Here is a 22,188-nt window from a genome sequence, read left to right on the forward strand (position 1 = left end):
CCCAGCCGTGCGCGCCCTGCCCTGCCTCAGCCGTGCGCGGTGCCCGCGCGGTCGTCGAGGCGCAGCTCCCGTACCGACACCACGTCCATCCGCGCCGGCGAACCGAGCGCCGAGCCGCAGCTCTCCGGGCGCGGCGGCAGCGAGGCGCCCCGCGCCACGACGACGCGCCACCGACGGCCGTCGGCGTGGGCGACCTCGACCTCCCAGCGCGGTGCGGCGCCCTCGACGCGGACGACGGTCAGCGTGTTCGCGGCGTCTTCACGGGCCGCGGTGCGCACCGCGAGTTCGGCGGCCTGGGCGGGCCGCTCCCAGGCCGAGCCGCCGCGGCAGCCCTCAACCACGACCCGGCCCTCCCGCACCCCCTGGAGGATCTCCTTGACGTGGGGGGCCTGCGCCCGCCCGTAGGCGTACCCGAACGGCAGGACGAGCAGCGTGGGCGCGAAGCGGTGGCCGCCCAGGTGGGTCACCTCCCAGACACCGTCCACTCCGGAGGCGGACAGCTCGGCCGCGAGGGGGCGGCCCAGCAGGGCGCAGCAGCGGTCCCGCTTGCCGTTGGTGCAGACGAGCGCGAGCGGATCGCCGGTGTGGGGCCGTCCTTGGAGCACCACGTCGACGGTGTGCGGGTCGCCGTCGCCGAGCGCGGCGAAGTCCAGGTCGAGCAGCCGTTCCGGCGTGGCCGTCGTGGCGCTGTACAGCCAGGTGCGTCCCGGGACGGTGTGCGCCGCGTACACCTGCCGTACGGCAGGTGTACCGCAGTCGGCGTGGCGGCCGGGGCGGCGGATGAGCGCGACCCGTACGCCGGTGTCCTCCGCGGCGGCTTCGAGGGCGCGGCCGAGCGCCGGATCCAGATGGCTGGAGGTGAGCGCCTTGGCGCCCCACGGGCCGGGCTGTTCCAGCAGCAGCCAGGTCCGCGCGGTCGCCGCGGTCCCGGCCAGTGGCTCGTCGAGGTGCCGGGAGGCGGCGGTGCACGTACTCACACAGGTGAGCCTAACCTGACTTCGTCCGCGGTGATTTCCGGCCGCGCGAGCGGGGCGAGGTGCTCACGCCGGGTGCTCGCGCGAGGTGTTCACGCGGGGAGCGGCTGCGGCGGACGCGGCCCTACGTAGTGCCCGCTCGGGCGCATGCGCAGCGGGCGTTCCTCGTACTCCTCCAGGGTGTGAGCGATCCAGCCGGCCGTGCGCGCGATCGCGAAGACGGTCTCGCCCGCCGTGGGGGCCATCCCGAAGGAGACGGTGAGGACGGCCAGCGCCAGGTCGACGTTGGCGTGCAGGGGCGTGTGACGGGCCGTCGTGGCCACGATGTCCCGGGCCGCCGCGAGGGCCGGTGCCGCGTCCGGTACCTCCTCCAGGAGCGCGAAGAGGGCACGCGCGCGTGGGTCCTCGCCGGGGTACAGCCGGTGTCCGAGCCCGGGGACCCGGCGTCCGGCGCGCAGTTCGTCGGCGATCACGGGTACCGCGGTGCCCAGGTCCAGGACGTCGAACAGCATCCGGTGCGCGAGGCCGCTGGCCGCTCCGTGCAGGGGGCCCTCCAGGACGCCCAGTCCGGCCGAGACGGCGGCGTACGCGTGGGCGCGGGCGGAGGCGGCGACGCGGACCGCGAGAGTCGAGGCGGCCAGGTCGTGGTCGATGAGCAGGCCGAGTGCCGTGTCCAGCACGCGAAGTGACGCCTCGTCAGGATCGCGCCCGCTCAGTCGCGCCCACAGGCGCTGGGCCAGAGGCCCCGTGTCGCGGTGGTCGTGCCGCAGTGGCGGGAGCGCGGCGACGAGGGTGGGGATGAGGGCGCGGGCCGTGCCGATGACCGCGTCCGGCGACAGGTCGAAGCGGAGCGGGTCCGCGGTGGCCGCCGCGATCGTCGCGACCCGCAACTGGTCGGTGGGGCCGCTGTGTTCGGGCAGCGCGTTCACGGCGCGCCGGGCGACGGCGACGGAGGTGTCGGGTGCGGTGAAGGTGGTACCGGACCGCATGCGTCCGGTCCACAGCCACTCGGCGATCTTCTCGTAGGAGTGGCGCGCGGCCAGGTCGGTCGCGTCGACGCCGCGGTAGTAGTACCGGTCCGTGTCGATCAGAGTGACGCCGGTACGGACCGAGAGCTCGCCGCCGGTGGTCGAACTTCCGCCCGACTCACGCCGGTTGCGCCGGGCGAGCGCGGTCACCTCCTTGGCGTCGAAGGTGCTGCCGCGCCCGCCGGGCTCGCGTCGGCTGCTGAGCTGGCCGCGGCTGACGTACGCGTAGACCGTCTCGGGCTTCACGCCCAGCAGTTCGGCCGTCTCCTTGGTGGTGAGCCGGGTCTCGTGGTGACCGGGAGCCGCTTCTTGATCCCTCATGGCCGACACGGTACCCATGGATGATGTATTGATTGAATCAATATTGACAGAGATATCGTCAACCATGGACAGTCGGATCAAGTCCAAGGAGGGAAGATGCCGATCAACAGGGCCGCGTCCACCGCTGTCGACGTTCCGCGAGGCCTCGCGGGTGTCGTCGTCACCGACACCGCATTGGGTGACGTCAGAGGACGCGAAGGCTTCTATCACTACCGTCAGTATTCGGCCGTCGAACTCGCGCAGACCCGCGGCTTCGAGGACGTGTGGCACCTGATGGTCCACGGCGAACTGCCGGACGCGGCACAGCGGTCCGCGTTCGCCGCGCGGACGGCGAAGCTGCGCCGCCTGCCCGACGACGTACGGGCCGCGCTGCCCGCCGTGGCCGCCGCGAGCAGCGGTTCCGGCCCGCTGGCGGGCCTGCGTACGACGCTCTCCCTGCTCGGCGCCGCCCAGGGGTTCCGGCCGGTGTACGACATCGACGCGGAGCAGCGCCGGGAGGACGCCGTCGCGGCCGCTGCGGCCGTCCCGACGCTGTTGACCGCGCTGTACCGGCTGGGCCGCGGTCTTGATCCCGTCGAACCGAGGGAGGATCTGCCCCACGCCGCGAACTACCTGTACATGTTGACGGGTTCGGAACCCGACGCCGCGCGGGCACGGGCGGTCGAGCAATACTTGATCTCAACCATTGATCATGGATTCAATGCATCAACCTTCACCGCGCGAGTGATCGCCTCGACCGGGGCCGACGTCGCGGCGGCCCTGACCGGGGCCGTCGGCGCCCTCTCCGGCCCCCTCCACGGGGGCGCGCCGAGCCGCGCGCTCGACACTCTCGACGCGATCGGCACCCCCGACCGCATCGACCCCTGGATCCGCGAACGCGTCCTCGCGGGCGAGCGCATCATGGGCTTCGGCCACCCCGTCTACCGCACCGAGGACCCCCGCTCCCGCATGCTCCGCGGTATCGCCGAGCGGTTCGGCGGCCCCCTCGTCGACTTCGCCGTCGAGGTCGAGCGCCAGGTGGAAGCCATCCTGGCCGAACTGAAGCCCGGCCGGGAGCTGCACACGAACGTGGAGTTCTACGCGGGCGTGGTGATGGAACTCTGTGGCCTGCCGCGCGAGATGTTCACGCCCACCTTCGCGACGGCCCGCGTGGTCGGCTGGAGCGCCAACATCCTGGAACAGGCGGAGGATTCGAAGATCATCCGCCCGGCCGCCCGGTACGTGGGCCCGGTGCCACCGGTCGCGGTCCCGGCGGTGGCCTGAGCGCCCCGGCCCGTTCGCCGCGAGCGCTCCCCGGCCACTCGTATCCTGGGTCGGCATGCGAACGCGTACGGTGTGAGAAGGGACGGGCGTTGAGTCAGAAGTCGGGCCTGCGGCAGATTCCGGTCGTTGTCCTCGCCGGATTCCTCGGGTCGGGCAAGACCACGTTGCTCAACCACCTTCTGCATCACAGTGGGGGCAGCCGCATCGGGGCCGTCGTCAACGACTTCGGGGACATCGAGATCGACGCGATGGCCGTGGCCGGGGCGCTCGGGGACTCCACCGTCTCCCTCGGCAACGGATGTCTGTGCTGCGCCGTCGACGCGAGCGAACTCGACCTGTACCTCGACCGTCTCGCCCAGCCCGCGGCCGGTATCGATGTCATCGTCATCGAGGCCAGCGGGCTGGCCGAACCCCAGGAACTGGTGCGCATGGTGCTCGCCAGCGAGCAGCCGCGTGTCGTCTACGGCGGACTGGTCGAGGTCGTCGACGCGGTGGAGTTCGACGCCACCCGCGCGCTCCATCCCGAACTCGACCGCCATCTCGCGCTCGCCGACCTCGTCGTGGTCAACAAGACCGACCGCGCCGAGGACAGCGAGCGCGTTCTCGGACTCGTCCGGTCGCTCGCCGACCGGGCCGCCGTCGTCCCGGCCGTCCACGGGCGCGTCGACCCCGAGTTCCTCTTCGACTGCCGACCGGCCGAGGAGCGGATCGGCCAGCTCTCCTTCGACGACCTCCACCGGCACGAGCACGGGCCGGACGACCCCGCGCACACCCATCTGCACACGGGATACGAGAGCGTCTCCTTCCGCTCCGGCACACCGCTGGACCCCCGGCGGCTGCTGGACTTCCTCGACAGCAGGCCGGAAGGCCTCTACCGGATCAAGGGATACGTCGACTTCGGCGCGGCCGATCCACGCAACCGGTACGCCGTGCATGCCGTGGGGCGGTTCCTGCGGTTCTACCCGGAGCCGTGGAAGGCGGGCGCCGAGCGGCTCACCCAGCTCGTGCTCATCGGCTCCGGCATCGACACCGACGCCCTGCTCAAGGAGTTGGAGGCCTGCGCGGACGGTGCCCCGCACGCCGACGAGCGCGGCATGTGGGGCGTCCTCCGCTACGTGCAGGACAAGGAGCCGGACGAGGAGCGGGACGAGGTGGCCGAAGCTCACGGGAGCCCCGGCCGCCTCGACGGCTGAGCTACAGCTCCGTCGCCACCGCCGCGATCGTCTTCGGCAGCGACAGGCCCGAACCGTCGCGCCGCGGGTCCGGATCCGGCAGGTCGGCCGGAGTGCCGTTCTTCTGCGTGGCCCGGGCCGGCGCCGCACCCGCCCAGGCGAACGAGAGACAGTCCTCGCCCTTCAGGAACCGCTGGCAGCGCACACCGCCCGTGGCACGGCCCTTGCGCGGATACTGGTCGAAGGGCGTCATCTTGCCCGTCGTCTGGACCGAGTCGTCCAGCGTGCCGCGCGAACCGGCGACCGTCACGACCACCGCGTCCGCCGCCGGATCCACCGCCGTGAAGGAGATCACCTTCACACCGGCCGGGAGCTTGATCCCGGCCATGCCACCCGCGGGACGGCCCTGCGGGCGCACCTGGGAGGCCTGGTAGCGCAGCAGTTGAGCGTCGTCCGTGATGAAGACCAGGTCCTCCTCGCCGGTCCGCAGTTCGACCGCGCCGACGATCCGGTCATCGTCCTTCAGCGTGATGACCTCCAACTCCTCCTTGTTGGACGGGTAGTCGGGCACCACACGCTTGACGACGCCCTGTTCCGTACCGAGCGCGAGGCCCGGCGAGGACTCGTCCAGCGTCGTGAGACAGACCACCGTCTCGTCCGCGTCCAGGGAGACGAACTCCGAGACCGGGGCGCCTCCGGACAGGCTCGGCCGGGCCGCCGTCTCCGGCAGTTGCGGGAGGTCGATCACGTTCAGGCGCAGCAGCCGTCCCGCGGACGTCACCACGCCCACCTCGCCGCGGGCCGTCGCCGGGGCCATGGAGACGATCACGTCGTGCTTCGCGCGCCTGCCGTCCGTGTCCTCCGTGAACGGGTCGCCGTTCGCCGTACGGGCCAGCAGACCCGTCGACGACAGCAGCACCCGGCACGGGGCGTCCTCGACCTGGAGCGAGGCCGTCGGGGCCGGGGCACCGGAGGACTCCAGCAGCACCGTGCGCCGCTCCGAGCCGAACTTCTTGGCCACCGCGGCCAGTTCCGTGGAGACCAGCTTGCGCAGCTCCGCGTCCGACTCCAGGATCCGGGTCAGCTCCTCGATCTCGGCGACGAGCCGGTCCTTCTCCGCCTCCAGCTCGATGCGGTCGTACTTGGTCAGACGGCGCAGCGGGGTGTCGAGGATGTACTGCGTCTGGATCTCGCTCAGCGAGAAGCGCCGCATCAGACGCTCCTTCGCCTGGGCGGAGTTCTCGCTGGAGCGGATCAGCCGGATGACCTCGTCGATGTCCACCAGCGCCGTGAGCAGGCCCTCGACCAGGTGGAGACGGTCGCGCCGCTTGCCGCGGCGGAACTCAGAGCGGCGCCGCACGACCGTGAAGCGGTGGTCGAGATAGACCTCCAGCAGCTCCTTGAGCCCCAGCGTGAGCGGCTGCCCGTCGACCAGGGCGACGTTGTTGATGCCGAAGGAGTCCTCCATCGGCGTCAGCTTGTAGAGCTGCTCGAGGACCGCCTCCGGCACGAAGCCGTTCTTGATCTCGATGACCAGCCGCAGACCGTGCTCACGGTCGGTGAGGTCCTTGACGTCGGCGATGCCCTGGAGCTTCTTCGCGCCGACCAGGTCCTTGATCTTGGCGATCACCTTCTCCGGGCCGACCGTGAAGGGCAACTCCGTGACGACGAGGCCCTTGCGGCGCGCCGTCACGTTCTCCACGGACACCGTGGCCCGGATCTTGAACGTGCCGCGCCCGCTCTCGTAGGCGTCGCGGATCCCGGAGAGGCCGACGATCCTGCCGCCGGTGGGCAGATCGGGGCCCGGGACGTGCTTCATCAGGGCGTCCAGATCCGCGTTCGGATACCGGATCAGATGGCGGGCGGCGGCGATCACTTCGCGCAGGTTGTGCGGCGGCATGTTCGTGGCCATGCCGACCGCGATGCCCGACGAGCCGTTCACCAGGAGGTTCGGGAAGGCGGCGGGCAGGGCCACCGGCTCCTTCTCCTGGCCGTCGTAGTTGGGCGCGAAGTCGACCGTGTCCTCGTCGATCGACTCGGTCATCAGGCTCGTCGCCTCGGCCATCCGGCACTCGGTGTACCGCATGGCGGCCGGCGGGTCGTCGTTGCCCAGCGAACCGAAGTTGCCGTGGCCGTCGACCAGGGGGACACGCATCGAGAACGGCTGGGCCAGGCGCACCAGGGCGTCGTAGATCGACGCGTCGCCGTGCGGATGCAGCTTGCCCATGACCTCGCCGACGACGCGGGCGCACTTCACATAGCCGCGCTCGGGGCGCAGCCCCATCTCGTTCATCTGGTAGACGATCCGCCGGTGCACCGGCTTGAGGCCGTCACGCGCGTCCGGCAGGGCCCTGGAGTAGATGACCGAGTACGCGTATTCCAGGAAGGAGCCCTGCATCTCGTCGACGACGTCGATGTCGAGGATCTTCTCCTCGTACGCGTCGTCGGGCGGCGGGGTCTTCGTGCTGCGGCGGGCCATCGCTGCCGGCTCCTTCACAGTCTGCGCTGGGCAATGAACGAACGTCTGTCGCGGACCATTGTGGACCGCCGCACTGACAACGCGGACCATGCCCCTTCCCTCCGGCCCGCTTCCGAGCACGACGACGGCCCTCTCCCGAGCACGACGACGGGGCGCGACGAGGAGGTCGGCGAGGGGGTGCGAGGCCCGGCACGTCAACCGGCTGCGCGTACCCCACCCCCCGTAATCCTGGTCTCGCTCAGGGTGTATGCCGCCCGGGAACTTCGCCAGCGGTCCACACGCTTGCATACAGTGACAGGAACGGCAGGAAACCGCGGTTTCCGCGACAGCTTCCGCGATCGAAGGGACGTACATGCCCATGGGTCACACGGCCACAGCCGAGGCAGGCTCCGGCGGCCTGACAGCGACCGAGCACCGCCTGGCCAACGGTCTGCGCGTGGTGCTCTCCGAGGACCACCTGACCCCGGTCGCGGCGGTGTGCCTCTGGTACGACGTCGGCTCGCGCCACGAGGTCAAGGGGCGCACGGGTCTCGCCCACCTCTTCGAGCACCTGATGTTCCAGGGCTCGGGACAGGTCGAGGGCAACGGCCACTTCGAACTGGTGCAGGGCGCGGGCGGCTCGCTCAACGGCACCACCAGCTTCGAGCGCACCAACTACTTCGAGACCATGCCGACCCATCAGCTGGAGCTCGCCCTCTGGCTGGAGGCCGACCGCATGGGCTCCCTGCTCGCCGCGCTCGACGACGAGTCCATGGAGAACCAGCGGGACGTCGTGAAGAACGAGCGCCGCCAGCGCTACGACAACGTCCCGTACGGCACCGCCTTCGAGAAGCTCACCGCCCTCTCGTCCCCGCATGGCCACCCGTACCATCACACGCCGATCGGCTCGATGGCGGACCTGGACGCGGCCACGCTGGAGGACGCGCGCGCCTTCTTCCGCACGTACTACGCGCCCAACAACGCGGTCCTGTCCGTCGTCGGCGACATCGACCCCGAGCAGACCCTCGCCTGGATCGAGAAGTACTTCGGGTCCATCCCGTCCCACGACGGCAAGCCCGAGCCCCGCGACGGCTCGCTGCCCGACGTCATCGGCGAGCAGGTGCGCGAGGTCATCGAGGAGGAGGTCCCGGCGCGCGCCCTGATGGCCGCCTACCGGCTGCCGCAGGACGGCACGCGCGCGTGCGACGCGGCCGACGTGGCGCTCACGATCCTCGGCGGCGGCGAGTCCTCCCGCCTCTACAACCGGCTCGTACGGCGCGACCGTACGGCCGTGGCCGCCGGGTTCGGCCTGCTGCGGCTCGCCGGTGCGCCCTCCCTGGGCTGGCTGGACGTGAAGACCTCCGGCGACTATGAGGTGCCGGTCATCGAGACCGCCATCGACGAGGAGCTGGCCCGGTTCGCCGAAGAGGGCCCCACGGACGAGGAAATGGAGCGCGCCCAGGCCCAGTTGGAGCGCGAGTGGCTGGACCGCCTCGGTACGGTCGCCGGGCGCGCCGACGAACTGTGCCGGTACGCCGTGCTGTTCGGCGACCCGCAGCTCGCCCTGACCGCCGTGCAGCGCGTCCTCGCGGTCACCGCCGAGGAGGTGCGGGAGGTCGCCCAGGCCCGCCTGCGCCCGGACAACCGCGCGGTGCTCGTGTACGAGCCGGTCGCGGCCGAGACCCCGGAAGCCGGAACGACCGCCGCCGAAGGCGCCAGCAACGACGAGGAGTCGGCGAAGTGACCGAGCTCGCGACCATGGACTTCCACCCGCAGCCCCAGCCCGGCCAGGCCCGGCCCTGGGCCTTCCCCGCGCCCGAGCGCGGCACGCTCGACAACGGCCTGACCCTGCTGCGCTGTCACCGTCCCGGACAGCAGGTCGTCGCCGTCGAGGTGCTCCTCGACGCGCCCCTGGACGCCGAGCCGGCCGGTCTCGACGGTGTCGCCACGATCATGGCGCGCGCCTTCTCCGAGGGCACCGACCGGCACTCCGCCGAGGAGTTCGCCGCCGAACTGGAGCGCTGCGGCGCCACGCTCGACGCGCACGCGGACCACCCCGGCGTCCGTATCTCCCTCGAAGTGCCCGCCTCGCGCCTGGCGAAGGGGCTCGGACTGCTCGCCGACGCCCTGCGCACCCCGGCGTTCGCGGACAGCGAGATCGAACGCCTGGTGCGCAACCGTCTCGACGAGATCCCGCACGAGACCGCGAACCCGGCCCGCCGCGCCGCCAAGGAACTGTCCAGGAACCTGTTCCCGGCGTCCTCGCGGATGTCGCGCCCCCGCCAGGGCACCGAGGAGACGGTCTCGACCATCGACTCCGCGGCGGTCCGCTCCTTCTACGAGCGGCACGTACGCCCGGCGACGTCCACCGTCGTCGTGGTCGGCGACCTCGCCGGGATCGACCTCGACGCGCTGCTCGGGGACACGCTCGGCGCCTGGACGGGGGAGCCGGGCAAGCCGCGCGCCGTGCCGCCGGTGACCGCCGACGACCGGGGCCGCGTGATCATCGTGGACCGCCCCGGCGCCGTCCAGACGCAACTGCTCCTCGGCCGCATCGGCGCCGACCGCCACGACCGCGTGTGGCCCGCGCAGGTGCTCGGCACGTACTGCCTCGGCGGCACGCTCACCTCCCGCCTGGACCGCGTCCTGCGCGAGGAGAAGGGCTACACCTACGGCGTGCGAGCGTTCGGCCAGGTGCTGCGCTCCGCGCCCGACGGCACGGGCGCCGCGATGCTCGCCATCAGCGGCTCCGTCGACACGCCGAACACCGGCCCGGCGCTGGACGACCTGTGGAAGGTGCTGCGCACCCTGGCCGCCGAAGGGCTGACGGACGCCGAGCGCGATGTCGCCGTGCAGAACCTGGTGGGTGTGGCGCCGCTGAAGTTCGAGACGGCGGCGGCCGTCGCGAGCACGCTCGCCGACCAGGTCGAGCAGCATCTGCCGGACGACTACCAGGGGACGCTGTATCAGCGGCTCGCCGCCACGGGCACGGTGGAGGCCACGGCGGCCGTCGTGAACGCCTTCCCGGTCGACCGTCTGGTGACCATCCTGGTGGGTGACGCGGCGCAGATCGAGGAGCCGGTCAAGGCGCTCGGCATCGGCGAAGTGAGCGTCGTACCGGCCGAGTAGCACCTCGCTCCGCGCACGCGTGGGCGACGATTCCGACCCGGGCCCTGGTGACTCTTCCGTCACCAGGGCCCCGTCTGTTGGGGGTTTGTCCGGATTGCCACAGAGGTTGCCTCTCTGCCCTGTGGGATGCGCTACACATTCCGGGATCCGTTTGTTGACCATGTGAAGGCCCGCTTAGCGTCTGTCGGGCTGTCCGTCGGGCACCACGCCGCATTCGCGGCACCGGACAGCCATCGCCCCCACCGCTGACCCGGTAGGCGAGAGGGAAGGAAAGGACCAGCCACGTCTATGGCGTTCACCTGCGCCACCGGGAAGCACCGTCGGCAAGGGCGCGTGACGCGCACGACCACGAACGCCATGGGTCTCGCGGCACTCACCACCACGGGCGTGATCGGCACGCTGACCTCCCCGGCGTTCGCGGCCGACGGCTCCGCCGAGACCGAGCAGACCGGTCTGACCCAGGCCCTCAGCGTCGGTGACGCGGTCGCCGAGCACATCAAGGCCCAGGCCACCGCCCAGGAGCGGGCGATGGAGCGCAAGCAGGCCGCCGAGGCCGCGCGCAGGCAGGCCGCGGCCGAGGCGAAGAAGGAGCGCGCGGCCGAGGAGCACGCCGCCCGCGAGGCCGAGCGCAAGCTCCTGAACACCTGCGTGGCGCCGATCTCCGGTTCGTACGTCTCCACCGCCTACCGCAGCGGCGGCACCCTGTGGTCCTCCGGCACCCACACCGGCATCGACTTCCACGCCGCGTCGGGGACGCCGGTGCACGCGGTCGGCGCGGGGACGGTCGTCGAGGCGGGCTGGGGCGGCGCGTACGGCTACCAGGTCGTCCTCAGGATGCACGACGGCACCTACACGCAGTACGGCCATCTGTCGTCCATCGGGGTCAACGTGGGCCAGAGCGTCACCCCGGGCGAGCAGATCGCCCTGTCCGGCGCCACCGGCAATGTGACCGGGCCCCACCTGCACTTCGAGGTCCGTACGAGCGCGGACTACGGGTCGGACATCGATCCCGTCGCCTATCTGCGGACCCACGGCGTGCACCTCTGACGGTCGACGTCCGCAGCCGCGTTCACCGCCGAACGGCCGACGCGGCTGCGCGGTGCGCTGTCGGGCAAGGCCGGGGCCGAGGCTCAGACCGTCTCGGGCAGCTCGTCCAGCCCCTCCGCGACGAGCTTCGCGAGACGGTCCAGCGCGACCTCCGCCCCCTCGGCGGCGGAGGCGAGGACGATCTCCTCGCCGCCCTCGGCGCCCAGGCTGAGCACGGCCAGCATGGACGCGGCATTGACGGGGTTGCTGTCGCCCTTGGCGATGGTTATGGGGACGCCGGAGGCCGTGGCGGCCCGGACGAAGATGGAGGCGGGGCGGGCGTGGAGCCCCTCGGCCCAACCGACATTGACGCGACGCTCAACCATTGACGCTGCCCTTTCGATCAAGGTTGTTCAGGGTGGACTGGACCAGGATGTCCCGTTGTGGCATGCCCGGACCGGGGCCCCCGGAGGACCCCGGTTCCGTCCCCTCAGCCTGCCTCGCGCCGCTGCCCGGCGCGAGCCTTACGCTGGGCCCCATGCAGACCGCGTCGGACCGGCACGAGTACCCCGCCCACTGGGAGGCCGACGTGGTCCTCCGCGACGGCGGCACCGCGCGCATCAGGCCCATCACCATCGACGACGCCGAGCGGCTCGTCAGCTTCTACGAGCAGGTCTCGGACGAGTCGAAGTACTACCGCTTCTTCGCGCCCTACCCCCGCCTGTCCGCCAAGGACGTCCACCGCTTCACCCACCACGACTTCGTGGACCGGGTGGGGCTCGCGGCCACGGTCGGCGGCGAGTTCATCGCGACCGTGCGCTACGACCGGGTCCGCGGCGGGCTCCCGGCCACCGCCTCCCCGGCCGCGGAGGGCCAGATCGACACGGCCGAGGTCGCCTTCCTGGTCCAGGACGCGCACCAGGGCCGGGGCGTCGCCTCCGCGCTCCTCGAACACATCGCCGCGGTGGCCCGGGAGCGCGGCATCGGCCGGTTCACCGCCGAGGTGCTGCCCGCCAACACCAAGATGATCAAGGTGTTCACGGACGCCGGATACCGCCAGAAGCGCAGCTTCGAGGACGGCGTCGTCCACCTGGAGTTCGACCTCGAACCCACCGACCGCTCCCTGGCCGTGCAGCGCGCGCGTGAGCAGCGCGCCGAGGCGCGGTCCGTGCAGCGCCTGCTCTCGCCCGGCTCGGTCGCCGTGATCGGTGTGGGCCGCACACCCGGGGGAGTGGGCCGCAGCGTCCTCGGCAACATCAGGGACGGCGGTTTCACCGGCCGGCTGTACGCGGTGAACGGCGCGTTCCCCGCGGAGCAGCGGGAACTCGACGGCGTCCCCGCCCACCGCTCCGTCCGCGACATCGCCGAGCCGATCGACCTCGCCGTGGTCGCCGTCCCCGCGGAGCACGTCCCCGAGGTCGTCGCCGAGTGCGGGGAGCACGGGGTCCAGGGGCTCGTGGTCGTCGCCGCGGGATACGCCGAGAGCGGCCCCGACGGCCGCGAGCGGCAGCGGGAACTGGTGCGGCAGGTCCGCTCGTACGGGATGCGGCTCATCGGGCCGAACGCCTTCGGGATCATCAACACCTCGCCCGGGATCCGGCTCAACGCCTCCCTCGCGCCCGAGATGCCGCGCCCCGGGCGCATGGGGCTGTTCGCCCAGTCCGGCGCCATCGGGATCGCGCTGCTGGCCCGGCTGCACCGGCGCGGCGGAGGCGTCACCGGGGTCACGGGCGTGTCGACCTTCGTCTCCTCCGGGAACCGCGCGGACGTGTCCGGCAACGACGTCCTCCAGTACTGGTACGACGACCCGGACACCGACGTCGCCCTCATGTACCTGGAGACCATAGGCAACCCGCGCAAGTTCACCCGGCTCGCGCGGCGGACGGCCGCGGCCAAGCCCCTGGTCGTGGTGCAGGGCGCGCGGCACGGCGGCGCTCCCCAGGGACATGCCGTACGGGCCACGCGGCTGCCGCACGCCACGGTCTCCGCGCTGCTGCGGCAGGCCGGGGTGATCCGGGTGGACACCATCACCGAACTGGTCGACGCGGGGCTGCTGCTGGCCCGGCAGCCGCTGCCCGCCGGGCCGCGGGTGGCGATCCTCGGGAACTCCGAGTCGCTCGGGCTGCTGACCTACGACGCCTGCCTGGCCGAGGGGCTGCGGCCGGCGCCGCCGCTCGACCTGACGACGGCGGCGTCCCCCGAGGACTTCCACCGGGCGCTGACCGCCGCGCTGGCCGACGACGCGTGCGATGCCGTCGTCGTGACGGCGATGCCGGCGGTCGGCGAGACCCCGGCCCGGGACGAGGCCCTCGCGGAGGCCCTCCGGTCGGCCGCCGCGGCGGCACCGGCCAAGCCGGTGCTGGTGGTGCACGTGGAGCTGGGCTGGCTCGCCGAGGCGCTGTCCGTCGCGGCCGGAACGTCCCCGAAGGCGCAGCGGGGCGCTCCCGGCCGCACCGAGGAGCGGCCCCCCGCCGCGGTGGAGCCCGCCCCGGCGCCGCGGGAGACCCGTCCCATCCCCGCCTACCCCGCCGCCGAGCGCGCCGTCCGGGCGCTCGGTGAGGCCGTCAAGTACGCGCAGTGGCGGCGCGAGGCCGCCGAGCCCGGCAAGGTGCCCGAGTACGAGGACATCGACGAGAAGGGTGCCGCCGAACTGATCGCCGGGCTGCTCACGCGCGGGCAGGGGCTGACGCTCGGCCCGGACGAGACCTGCGACCTGCTCGCGCGCTACGGCGTCCCCGTCCGCCGGGCGCTGCCCGCGCCCACGCCTGAGACCGCCGCCGAGGCCGCCCGCGCGATCGGCTACCCGGTGGCGCTCAAGGCCACCGCCCCGCATCTGCGGCACCGCGCCGACCTGGGCGGCGTACGGCTGGATCTGGCCGACGAGGAGCAACTGCGGCGCGCCTACGCCGAGTTGACGGAGCTGTTCGGCGATCCGGACCGCGTGCGGCCGGTCGTCCAGGCCATGGCGCCGCGCGGTGTCGACACGATCGTCCGCGCGGTCATCGACCCGGCCGCCGGGGCCGTCCTGTCGTTCGGGCTCGCCGGGGCCGCCTCGCAGTTGCTCGACGACACCGCGCACCGGCTGATCCCGGTCACCGACCGCGACGCCACCTCCCTGGTCCGGTCGATCCGGACGGCCCCGCTCCTGTTCGGCTGGCGCGGCTCCGACCCCGTCGACACCGCCGCCCTGGAGGAGCTGATGCTGCGCGTGTCACGGCTGGTCGATGATCATCCGGAAGTGGTCGCGGTCACCCTGGAGCCCGTCGTCGTCGCCCCGCGCGGGCTGAGCGTCCTCGGCGCCACCGTACGGCTCGCGCCCCCGCCCGCCCGCGACGACCTCGGCCCGCGGACGCTCCCGGTGTACTGAACCGCTCCCGGTGTACTGAACAGCGACGAGCGGTGTCTCGCAGTCAGTGGGTCCCCGTAGGATGGACGTCATGGCCAAGACCAGTACGACGACCCAGGGGCTGCGGGCGGCGATCGAGCGCAGCGGCTACTACCCGGCTCTCGTGGCCGAGGCGGTGGAAGCCGCGGTGGGTGGCGAGCCCATCCGGTCGTACCTGGTCCACCAGGAGACCACCTTCGACGCGAACGAGGTGCGTCGGCATGTGACCGTGCTGGTGCTCACCGGCAACCGCTTCATCGTCAGCCACACCGACGAGCAGGCCGCGGACGACACCTCCCCGACGCCGTACGCGACGACGTCGACGGAGTCGGTGAAGCTCGGCCGGATCTCGTCCGTCGTCGTCAGCCGGGTCGTCGCCAACCCCGAGTCCTACACGCCGGGCACGCTGCCCCGCGAGGTCGTCCTGACCATCGGCTGGGGCGCCGTCTCCCGTATCGACCTGGAGCCCGCCGCCTGCGGCGACCCCAACTGCGAAGCGGACCACGGCTACACGGGCAACGCGACGGCGGACGACCTCAGCCTCCGCGTCAGCGAGGCCGGAGACGGACCGGAGACGGTGCGCCAGGCGCTCGCCTTCGCGCAGTCCCTCTCCGAGGCGACCGCGGACATCACCCGCTGATGGCCCTGTCGACCTGGGACGACCCGGAGCCGCTCGCCCTCGACTCCGCGCCCCTGCCCGAGTACGGCAGCGGCTCGCTGGCCGACCTCCTGCCCACGCTGGCCGCGGGCATGGGGGTACCGGGTCAGACCGCCGCCATCACGGAACTGACCCCGGCCGACCGCAACTGCGTCTTCCTGGTCGACGGCCTCGGCTGGGAGCAGATCAAGGCGCACCCCGGCGAGGCGCCCTTCCTGGCCTCGCTCCTGTCCTCCTCCCGCGGCGGTACCGGCCGCCCGATCACCGCCGGCTATCCGGCGACCACCGCGGCCTCGCTCGCCTCGGTCGGCACCGGTCTGCCGCCCGGCGCGCACGGCCTGCCGGGATACACGGTGCGCAACCCCGCGACCGGCGAGCTGATGAACCAGCTCCGCTGGAACCCCTGGACCGAGCCGCGCGCCTGGCAGCCGTACCCGACGGTCTTCCAGCTCGCGGACGCGGCGGGCGTCCACACCGCTCAGGTGTCCTCCCCGACCTTCGAGAACACCCCGCTGACCAAGGTCGCGCTCAGCGGCGGACGGTTCCACGGCCGGCTGACCGGCGAGGACCGCATGGACCTCGCGGCCGAGCAACTGGCCGCGGGCGACCGCTCGTTGGTGTACACGTACTACGCCGAACTCGACGGCGCGGGCCACCGCTTCGGCGTCGACTCGGACACCTGGCGCGGCCAGCTCATGTACGTCGACCGGCTCGCCCAGCGCCTGGCCGAGCAACTGCCGCCGCGCACGGCCCTGTACGTCACCGCCGACCACGGCATGATCGACATCCCCTTCACCGAGGAACACCGCATCGACTTCGACGCGGACTGGGAGCTGCGCGCCGGGGTGGCCCTGCTCGGCGGCGAAGGCCGTGCCCGCCATGTCTACGCCGTGCCGGGCGCCGGGAACGACGTACTGACCTGCTGGCGCGAGGTGCTCGGCGAGCAGTTCTGGGTGGCCTCGCGGGACGAGGCGATCGCGGCGGGCTGGTTCGGACCGCACATCGACGAGCGGGTGTACGCGCGCATCGGCGACGTGGTCGCCGCCGCCCGCGACGACGTGCTCATCATCGCCTCCGAGCAGGAGCCGAGGGAGTCGGCGATGGTCGGGAACCACGGATCGATGACGGCCGTGGAACAACTGGTGCCCCTGCTCGAAGTCCGCACCTGAGTACGGGGCGCCCCCCGGCGCCCGGTACGCTCCCCGATGTCCCCACGCCCTCCGTGCCTCCCGTCGAAAGGTCCTCAACTCCCCATGCCCGAGCTGGTCTTCTTCTCCGGAACGATGGACTGCGGGAAGTCGACGCTGGCCCTCCAGATCGAGCACAACCGCTCCGCCCGGGGGCTGCAGGGCATGATCCTGACCCGCAACGACCGGGCGGGCGAGGGCAAGCTCTCCTCACGGCTCGGCCTGGTCACGGACGCCGTGGAGGTGGCGGCCGGGCAGGACCTGTACGCACACCTCGTCGACCACCTCTCCCAGGGCGGGCGCGCGGACTACGTGATCGCGGACGAGGCCCAGTTCCTCGCGCCGGAGCAGATAGACCAGTTGGCCCGCGTGGTCGACGACCTCGGGCTCGATGTCTACGCCTTCGGTATCACGACCGACTTCCGCAGCAAGCTCTTCCCCGGCTCGCAGCGCCTGGTGGAGCTGGCCGACCGCGTCGAGGTCCTCCAGGTGGAGGCCCTGTGCTGGTGCGGAGCCCGCGCCACGCACAACGCCCGTACGGTCGGCGGCGAGATGGTGGTCGAGGGCGCCCAGGTCGTCGTGGGCGACGTCCACCACTCCGCGGGCGAGGTCGGCTACGAGGTCCTGTGCCGCCGCCACCACCGCCGTCGCATGACAGCCGCCACGTCCCGCGCGGCGGCCCTCTCCCCGGACGTCCTGCCGGTCACCTCGGTCTGATCTCCGCCGGATGTGATGTGGCTGTCGCCGCGGCGTCCCTAGGGCGTTGATCTCACCCTGTCAACCATTACGGTCTGTTCTCTTGGCCACACCCAGCGTGCTCGTTTCCTGATAACTTCCAGCGTCAGAACGGCCGCCCGATGAACCGATACGGGCGCACGCGAATCGCGCGATCGCGGACATTGCCAGCTCGGAGAATGGGTGGCGGAGCCGACAAGGGATGACCCACAGGATGGAAAATCGTACAGCCGGGGCATCGACGTCGCCCTTGTTGGAACTGGTCGACGTCTCGCGTTCCTACGGAGACCGGACCGTGCTCGATCATGTGAGCCTTGTCGTGAATCCGGGTGAATGCGTCTCGTTGGTCGGAGAGAACGGATCCGGTAAGAGCACGCTCTTACGCCTCGCCGCCGGTCGTGAAAGCCCGACCGAGGGCTCGGTCCTCTTCGACGGTCAGGTCATCGACGAGGATTCGGCGGAGATCCGCGCGCGCGTGGCGTCCGTCATGGACGCCGGTGCCTTCTATCCGGATCTCACGGTGCGCGAACACCTGCGGTTGGTGGCTCTGTCCCACGGCATGGGCACGTCCGCCGATGCCGAGGTGGAGCGGGTACTGCGGGCGCACCGCCTCGAAGAGCAAGCCGGGCAGGTGCCGTCGGCGCTCTCCTCCGGGCAGACCCAGGCGCTCCTGCTGGCGGCGGCCTTCGTCAGGCCGCACGATCTGCTCATTCTGGACGAGCCGGAACAGCGGCTCGATTCCGGTGCCCGACGAGAGCTGGCGCGCCTGATCGCGGCCCGACGCGCGAGCGGAACGGCCGTGTTGATGGCCACCCACCATCAAGCGCTGAACGAGGTCGCCGACCGCGTGGTCGAACTCGGCACGGGAGCAGCGGTGTTCGCGTCGGCCGACGCGGCGGCGGAGTCTGGGCGATGAGTCGTTCACGTGGCGCGGTCATGTCGCGAAGGGGAAGCGAGCCGCGGGCATCCGAGACAGCGGAAGGCGCGGCCGAGGAAGCGCTGCGGTTCCTGCGTGGAGCCCGCGGCTCCGCACGCGAGGAACGACGCAGAAGCATCTGGTTCGTCCTCTACATGGTCGTTCTGGGGGGCGCCTTCTGGGGCATTCCCGCCCTGATCGCCTGGTCGCACTCGACACAGTCCCTGACCCCTGCCGACCGGATGTCCGCGCAGACCTCCGACGTGTTGCCGGCCCTGGTACCGACGGCGCTGCTCCTCATCCTGCTCCTCGCGGCCCGCGGGGCGATGTGGCGGGGACCGGTGGTGCTGGACAGCGCGACGACGCATCTGCTTCTGCCGTCGCGGGTAAGCCGTCGCGCACTGCTCCTGCCCAGGCTGCGAGCGTCGGCCGCCCTGGCGACCGTGGTGGGCGCCGCCCTCGGCGCCGTCGCGGGGTTCCTGCTGAAGGATCTCTCGACCCGGCCGTGGGCCGTTCCGGTGGTGGCGGGAGCGGTGACCGGCGTCTCCGTCGCGCTCGTGTCGTGCGCGCTGGGCGTGTCGGTCGAGCGGCACGCGGGTGCCCTGGCACGGCGCGCCGGCACGCTCTTCGCCGCGGGCTGGCTCCTGACCGCACTGGCAGCCGTCGGAACAGCCATGGCCTGGCGCGGGTACGAGACGTACGGGCTCGCCCAGGCGCTGCTCTGGTCCGGCCCCTGGGGCTGGGCGGCTCAGCCCCTGCTGTGGGCGCTGGGCGTGGTGGGGCCGCAGGCCGCTGCCGGGACGGCGCTCGCCGTCTGCGCTCCGGCGCTCGGTCTTCTCCTGGGCGTGCGGGAACTGCCGGACATCCCGCAGTCCGCCCTGCGGTTGCGGGCGACGGTTGCCGCCCAGGTGGGAGCCTCCGTGCTCATGCTGGACTTCCGGCAGGCCAGGTCGGGCGTGCCCGCGTTGAGGGAACGGAGCTCCTCGCGGGTGCTCCGCCTGCCGATGCCGCGGCGCAGAGCCCTGCTCGTGCCGTGGCGCGACCTCAGTTGCCTGCTGCGCCATCCCCGTCGGCTCGGCTGGGCGCTTGTGTGGACCGTGCTCGCGGTGGTGGCCATGCGGGTCGCTCCCTCCCTCGCGGCATCCCCGCAGGAGATCACCGTCGCCGTGTCCCTCCTCACGCTCTACCTCGGGGCCGCGCAGCTCACCGAACCGGCGCGTCTGGAGAGTGACGACGCGCGCCGCTCGACCAACCTGTCCTGGACCTTCCGGACGTTGGCGCTGCTGCACGCACTGGTTCCGCTGACCCTCCTGCTGGCCGGAACATCGGTGGGTGTGGCGGTAGGTGCCCTGGGCGGGGCGCCGGCCGGAGGCGGCGCGCCGCTTCTCGCGTGCGTACCGGCGCTTGTCGCGGCAGCGCTCGTGAGCTCCTACCGCGGTGTCATGCCGATCCACCTGACCATCGGGGTGGACACGCCCATGGGGAACACCGGCCCGTGGCAGGCCGCGGTCTGGTACGCACGTGGTCCGCTCGTGGTGATCTCGCTGCTCTTCCCGGTCTGTCTCATGGCGGCACGCGGGCACCCCTGGAGCATCCCCCAGATGTCATGGCAACTGGCCGTGGCCGCGGCCGGCACATGGTGGGTGCGCTACACGGCACACCGGCTCCATACCAAGTGAGAAGGCTCGCTGAGGGACTCCCATCACGCCTGACGCACAGCCCCGCCGTACCCCCTGTGCCCGACCCCGTACGCACGGTGTTCGGGGCGGTCCGGCCCCGCTGTCCGGCGCGGCAGAGTAGCCGGATTCGGGCTACGCGGCCACCCTCATACGCGAAGATGAGGGTCATGAACGCGATCATCTCCGCATCCGAACTCGCGAGCGACTTGGCGGGATCCCGACCGCCCACGGTCCTGGACGTCCGCTGGCAAATGAGCACCGCGAAGGCGGCGGGTGCCGCTCCCTTCGACGGGCGCGCCGCCCATACGGCCGGGCACATCCCGGGCGCCGTCTTCGTGGATCTCGACGCCGATCTCGTGGCCCCGCCGGGGCCCGCCGGCCGGCATCCGTTGCCCGACCTGGAGCACTTCGGGGCCGCCATGCGGGCTGCGGGTGTCTCCGCGGACCGGCCGGTCGTCGTGTACGACGGCGGACAGAGCTGGGCCGCGGCGCGCACGTGGTGGATGCTGCGCTGGACCGGTCACCCGGACGTGAGGGTTCTCGACGGCGGGTTGACGGCTTGGGACGGCCCGCTGGCCACCGGCGCCGAGGAGCCCGCACCCGGCGACTTCCGGCCCGTGCCGGGCGGGGTGCCGCTCCTGGACGCCGACGGCGCCGCGGCGCTCGCCCGTACGGGGCTGCTGCTGGACGCGCGGGCCGGTGCGCGCTACCGCGGTGAGGTGGAGCCGATCGACCCGGTGGCCGGTCATATCCCGGGCGCGGTGTCGGCACCGACCACGGAGAACGCGACCGAGACCGGCCGCTTCCGGCCCGCCGCCGAACTCGCCGAACGCTTCAAGGCGCTTGGCGCGACGGAGGGCACCGAGGTGGGGGTGTACTGCGGATCCGGTATCTCCGCCGCGCACCAGGTGCTGGCGCTCGCGGTCGCGGGGATCCCGGCCGCGCTGTACGTGGGGTCGTGGTCGGAGTGGTCGGCGGACGTCGCCCGCCCGGTCGCGGTGGGTCCCGACCCGGAGTGACACGACGGGGTCCACGCCCGCGCGGCGTGGACCCCGTCTTGGTACGTGGCGCGGCAACTCCTGCCTGTCGCCTGGCTGTTCGGGCTACTCCTGCTTCTTGCGCCGGGTCCCGAACACGATCTCGTCCCAGCTCGGGACCGCCGCCCTGCGGCCGGGCCGGACGCCGTCCGCCTCGGCCTGGCGGTCCGTCGCGCCGACCAGGCGGTCCCGGTGGCTGCCGACCGTGCGCGGCATGAGGATGTCCGCGTACGCCGAACCGGCCGAGGCCGCGGGGGCGGGAGGCTCCTCCGCCTCGGGTTCCTCGGCGGCCTCCTCCTGCGGTTCCGCGGGCCGCTCGGGCACCACCATGTCGCCGCGGAAGCTCGGCACCGCCTCCAGGAGGCTGGTGAGCGAGTCGCGGTCGCCCGCGCTCTCCTCGGCGGGCTCGGGCGAGGGCGGGGCGGGCCGGTCGATCTGGCGGTCCAGGGCGCGGTCCATGCGGCCCTCGCGCGGCAGGCGTGCGATGCGCGGCACGAAGGGGTGGCTCGGCTCGGGCGCCGCGAGGTCGTCGGACTCGCCGATCAGGGAGCGCGCCTCGTCGTCGACGGCCTGGACGAGTCGTCGGGGCGGGTCGTACGTCCAGCTCGCCGAGTGCGGCTCACCGGCCACGCGGTAGACGAGCAGCACTTCCCAGGTGCCGTCGTCGCGCCGCCAGGAGTCCCACTGGACGGTGTCCTTCTCGGCGCCGCGCAGCAACAGCCGTTCCTGGACGGTCTCGCCGAGCTGGGGCCCGGCGTTCTCACCGGGGCGACGTACGGGCGTCTTGCGCGCGCGCTCGGCCATGAAGGCGCGCTCGGCGAGGACGGGGCCCTCGAAGCGGCGTACGCGGTCGACGGAGATACCGGCGAGTTGGGCGACCTCTTCGGCGGAGGCGCCGGCACGTATCCGTGCCTGGATGTCCCGGGGGCGGAGATGGCTCTCCACCTCGATCTCGATCTGGCCGAGGCGGGGACGGTCGCCGCGCACGGCGGCGCGGAGCCGTTCGTCGATCGGAAGCGTGTACTCCGTACTGTCCGCAGCCTTCAGCACCAGCCGTGTGCCGTCATTGGAGACGGCCACGACACGCAGTTCGGGCATGGGGACCTCCCGGGTGGTGCCTGCCGACGTCACGTGCGTCGCTGCTTCCGCTAGTCGAGTGTGGCCTGCCCGGGTGCAGCCTGCCACAACCTTGCCGAGTTGCCCGGCGTGTCGGGCACGGG

The 22,188-nt window shown here is 72.3% G+C and carries 17 protein-coding genes; 12 read left to right on the forward strand and 5 right to left on the reverse strand.

Going from position 1 to position 22,188, the window contains the following annotated elements:
• Positions 1 to 26: 26 nt before the first annotated feature.
• Both ACZ60T_RS17605 and ACZ60T_RS17610 read right to left on the reverse strand, forming a co-directional pair.
• Complete coding sequence (locus ACZ60T_RS17605) at positions 27 to 977, reverse strand: sucrase ferredoxin (protein WP_469666664.1); 951 nt, start codon at positions 975 to 977, stop codon at positions 27 to 29.
• An 89-nt stretch (positions 978 to 1,066) separates the two neighbouring features.
• On the reverse strand, positions 1,067 to 2,323 hold the full coding sequence (locus tag ACZ60T_RS17610; RefSeq protein ID WP_469666665.1) for a citrate synthase: 1,257 nt from the start codon (positions 2,321 to 2,323) through the stop codon (positions 1,067 to 1,069).
• Between the two features lie 96 nt (positions 2,324 to 2,419).
• On the opposite strand from ACZ60T_RS17610, the gene ACZ60T_RS17615 reads away from it, so the two are divergent.
• Positions 2,420 to 3,586, forward strand: a complete 1,167-nt coding sequence (locus ACZ60T_RS17615; protein ID WP_469666667.1) for a citrate synthase/methylcitrate synthase — start codon at positions 2,420 to 2,422, stop codon at positions 3,584 to 3,586.
• Positions 3,587 to 3,675: 89 nt separating this feature from the next.
• Complete coding sequence (locus ACZ60T_RS17620; RefSeq protein WP_469666668.1) at positions 3,676 to 4,779, forward strand: CobW family GTP-binding protein; 1,104 nt, start codon at positions 3,676 to 3,678, stop codon at positions 4,777 to 4,779.
• 1 nt (position 4,780) lies between these two features.
• Here the strand turns inward: ACZ60T_RS17620 and ACZ60T_RS17625 are convergent, their stop codons facing one another.
• Entirely contained in the window at positions 4,781 to 7,237 is a 2,457-nt protein-coding gene (locus ACZ60T_RS17625) for a DNA gyrase/topoisomerase IV subunit A (protein ID WP_469666669.1), read from the reverse strand.
• Between the two features lie 352 nt (positions 7,238 to 7,589).
• On the opposite strand from ACZ60T_RS17625, the gene ACZ60T_RS17630 reads away from it, so the two are divergent.
• From ACZ60T_RS17630 to ACZ60T_RS17640, 3 genes are all read left to right on the forward strand, one after another.
• Positions 7,590 to 8,960, forward strand: a complete 1,371-nt coding sequence (locus ACZ60T_RS17630; protein ID WP_469666670.1) for a M16 family metallopeptidase — start codon at positions 7,590 to 7,592, stop codon at positions 8,958 to 8,960.
• The gene (locus tag ACZ60T_RS17635; RefSeq protein ID WP_469666671.1) at positions 8,957 to 10,345 is read left to right on the forward strand and encodes a M16 family metallopeptidase; all 1,389 of its coding nucleotides are present in this window, start codon (positions 8,957 to 8,959) and stop codon (positions 10,343 to 10,345) included. The genes ACZ60T_RS17630 and ACZ60T_RS17635 overlap by 4 nt, the downstream gene beginning before the upstream one ends.
• 288 nt (positions 10,346 to 10,633) lie before the next feature.
• The gene (locus tag ACZ60T_RS17640) at positions 10,634 to 11,392 is read left to right on the forward strand and encodes a M23 family metallopeptidase (protein ID WP_469666672.1); all 759 of its coding nucleotides are present in this window, start codon (positions 10,634 to 10,636) and stop codon (positions 11,390 to 11,392) included.
• An 83-nt stretch (positions 11,393 to 11,475) separates the two neighbouring features.
• On the opposite strand, the gene ACZ60T_RS17645 is transcribed toward ACZ60T_RS17640, so the two are convergent.
• Positions 11,476 to 11,757 carry an HPr family phosphocarrier protein gene (locus tag ACZ60T_RS17645; RefSeq protein ID WP_365623812.1) on the reverse strand — a complete coding sequence of 94 codons (282 nt, stop codon included), beginning with the start codon at positions 11,755 to 11,757 and terminating at the stop codon, positions 11,476 to 11,478.
• Positions 11,758 to 11,909: 152 nt separating this feature from the next.
• Between ACZ60T_RS17645 and ACZ60T_RS17650 the strand changes: the two genes are divergently transcribed.
• The 7 genes from ACZ60T_RS17650 to ACZ60T_RS17680 all read left to right on the forward strand — a co-directional run bounded on the left by ACZ60T_RS17650 (position 11,910) and on the right by ACZ60T_RS17680 (position 20,950).
• Positions 11,910 to 14,738, forward strand: a complete 2,829-nt coding sequence (locus ACZ60T_RS17650; RefSeq protein WP_469666673.1) for a bifunctional acetate--CoA ligase family protein/GNAT family N-acetyltransferase — start codon at positions 11,910 to 11,912, stop codon at positions 14,736 to 14,738.
• Between the two features lie 61 nt (positions 14,739 to 14,799).
• Positions 14,800 to 15,396, forward strand: coding sequence for a DUF5998 family protein (locus tag ACZ60T_RS17655; protein WP_365623808.1), 597 nt, complete (start codon positions 14,800 to 14,802; stop codon positions 15,394 to 15,396).
• Positions 15,396 to 16,583 (forward strand): alkaline phosphatase family protein, encoded by a 1,188-nt coding sequence (locus ACZ60T_RS17660; RefSeq protein ID WP_469666675.1) that lies wholly within the window; start codon positions 15,396 to 15,398, stop codon positions 16,581 to 16,583. The genes ACZ60T_RS17655 and ACZ60T_RS17660 overlap by 1 nt, the downstream gene beginning before the upstream one ends.
• A gap of 84 nt (positions 16,584 to 16,667) precedes the next feature.
• Positions 16,668 to 17,318 (forward strand): thymidine kinase, encoded by a 651-nt coding sequence (locus ACZ60T_RS17665; protein WP_469666676.1) that lies wholly within the window; start codon positions 16,668 to 16,670, stop codon positions 17,316 to 17,318.
• A 220-nt stretch (positions 17,319 to 17,538) separates the two neighbouring features.
• Complete coding sequence (locus tag ACZ60T_RS17670) at positions 17,539 to 18,252, forward strand: ABC transporter ATP-binding protein (protein WP_469666677.1); 714 nt, start codon at positions 17,539 to 17,541, stop codon at positions 18,250 to 18,252.
• A gap of 20 nt (positions 18,253 to 18,272) precedes the next feature.
• Positions 18,273 to 19,931: a hypothetical protein gene (locus tag ACZ60T_RS17675; protein ID WP_469666678.1), complete on the forward strand. Its 1,659-nt coding sequence runs from the start codon at positions 18,273 to 18,275 to the stop codon at positions 19,929 to 19,931.
• A 167-nt stretch (positions 19,932 to 20,098) separates the two neighbouring features.
• Positions 20,099 to 20,950: a sulfurtransferase gene (locus ACZ60T_RS17680; protein ID WP_469666679.1), complete on the forward strand. Its 852-nt coding sequence runs from the start codon at positions 20,099 to 20,101 to the stop codon at positions 20,948 to 20,950.
• Positions 20,951 to 21,034: 84 nt separating this feature from the next.
• On the opposite strand, the gene sepH is transcribed toward ACZ60T_RS17680, so the two are convergent.
• On the reverse strand, positions 21,035 to 22,066 hold the full coding sequence (gene sepH, locus ACZ60T_RS17685) for a septation protein SepH (protein ID WP_365623784.1): 1,032 nt from the start codon (positions 22,064 to 22,066) through the stop codon (positions 21,035 to 21,037).
• Positions 22,067 to 22,188 lie beyond the last annotated feature (122 nt).

The sequence above is a fragment of the Streptomyces sp. NPDC104371 genome, from assembly GCF_055583785.1.

What these genes read in the sequence shown, in the direction of transcription:
- ACZ60T_RS17610 (WP_469666665.1), bottom strand. Translation starts at nt 2,323, where the DNA reads ATGAGGGATCAAGAAGCGGCTCCCGGTCACCACGAGACCCGGCTCACC.
- ACZ60T_RS17615 (WP_469666667.1), top strand. Translation starts at nt 2,420, where the DNA reads ATGCCGATCAACAGGGCCGCGTCCACCGCTGTCGACGTTCCGCGAGGC.
- ACZ60T_RS17625 (WP_469666669.1), bottom strand. Translation starts at nt 7,237, where the DNA reads ATGGCCCGCCGCAGCACGAAGACCCCGCCGCCCGACGACGCGTACGAG.
- ACZ60T_RS17630 (WP_469666670.1), top strand. Translation starts at nt 7,590, where the DNA reads ATGCCCATGGGTCACACGGCCACAGCCGAGGCAGGCTCCGGCGGCCTG.
- ACZ60T_RS17640 (WP_469666672.1), top strand. Translation starts at nt 10,634, where the DNA reads ATGGCGTTCACCTGCGCCACCGGGAAGCACCGTCGGCAAGGGCGCGTG.
- ACZ60T_RS17645 (WP_365623812.1), bottom strand. Translation starts at nt 11,757, where the DNA reads ATGGTTGAGCGTCGCGTCAATGTCGGTTGGGCCGAGGGGCTCCACGCC.
- ACZ60T_RS17650 (WP_469666673.1), top strand. Translation starts at nt 11,910, where the DNA reads ATGCAGACCGCGTCGGACCGGCACGAGTACCCCGCCCACTGGGAGGCC.
- ACZ60T_RS17655 (WP_365623808.1), top strand. Translation starts at nt 14,800, where the DNA reads ATGGACGTCATGGCCAAGACCAGTACGACGACCCAGGGGCTGCGGGCG.
- ACZ60T_RS17660 (WP_469666675.1), top strand. Translation starts at nt 15,396, where the DNA reads ATGGCCCTGTCGACCTGGGACGACCCGGAGCCGCTCGCCCTCGACTCC.
- ACZ60T_RS17665 (WP_469666676.1), top strand. Translation starts at nt 16,668, where the DNA reads ATGCCCGAGCTGGTCTTCTTCTCCGGAACGATGGACTGCGGGAAGTCG.
- ACZ60T_RS17670 (WP_469666677.1), top strand. Translation starts at nt 17,539, where the DNA reads ATGACCCACAGGATGGAAAATCGTACAGCCGGGGCATCGACGTCGCCC.
- ACZ60T_RS17675 (WP_469666678.1), top strand. Translation starts at nt 18,273, where the DNA reads ATGTCGCGAAGGGGAAGCGAGCCGCGGGCATCCGAGACAGCGGAAGGC.
- ACZ60T_RS17680 (WP_469666679.1), top strand. Translation starts at nt 20,099, where the DNA reads ATGAACGCGATCATCTCCGCATCCGAACTCGCGAGCGACTTGGCGGGA.
- sepH (WP_365623784.1), bottom strand. Translation starts at nt 22,066, where the DNA reads ATGCCCGAACTGCGTGTCGTGGCCGTCTCCAATGACGGCACACGGCTG.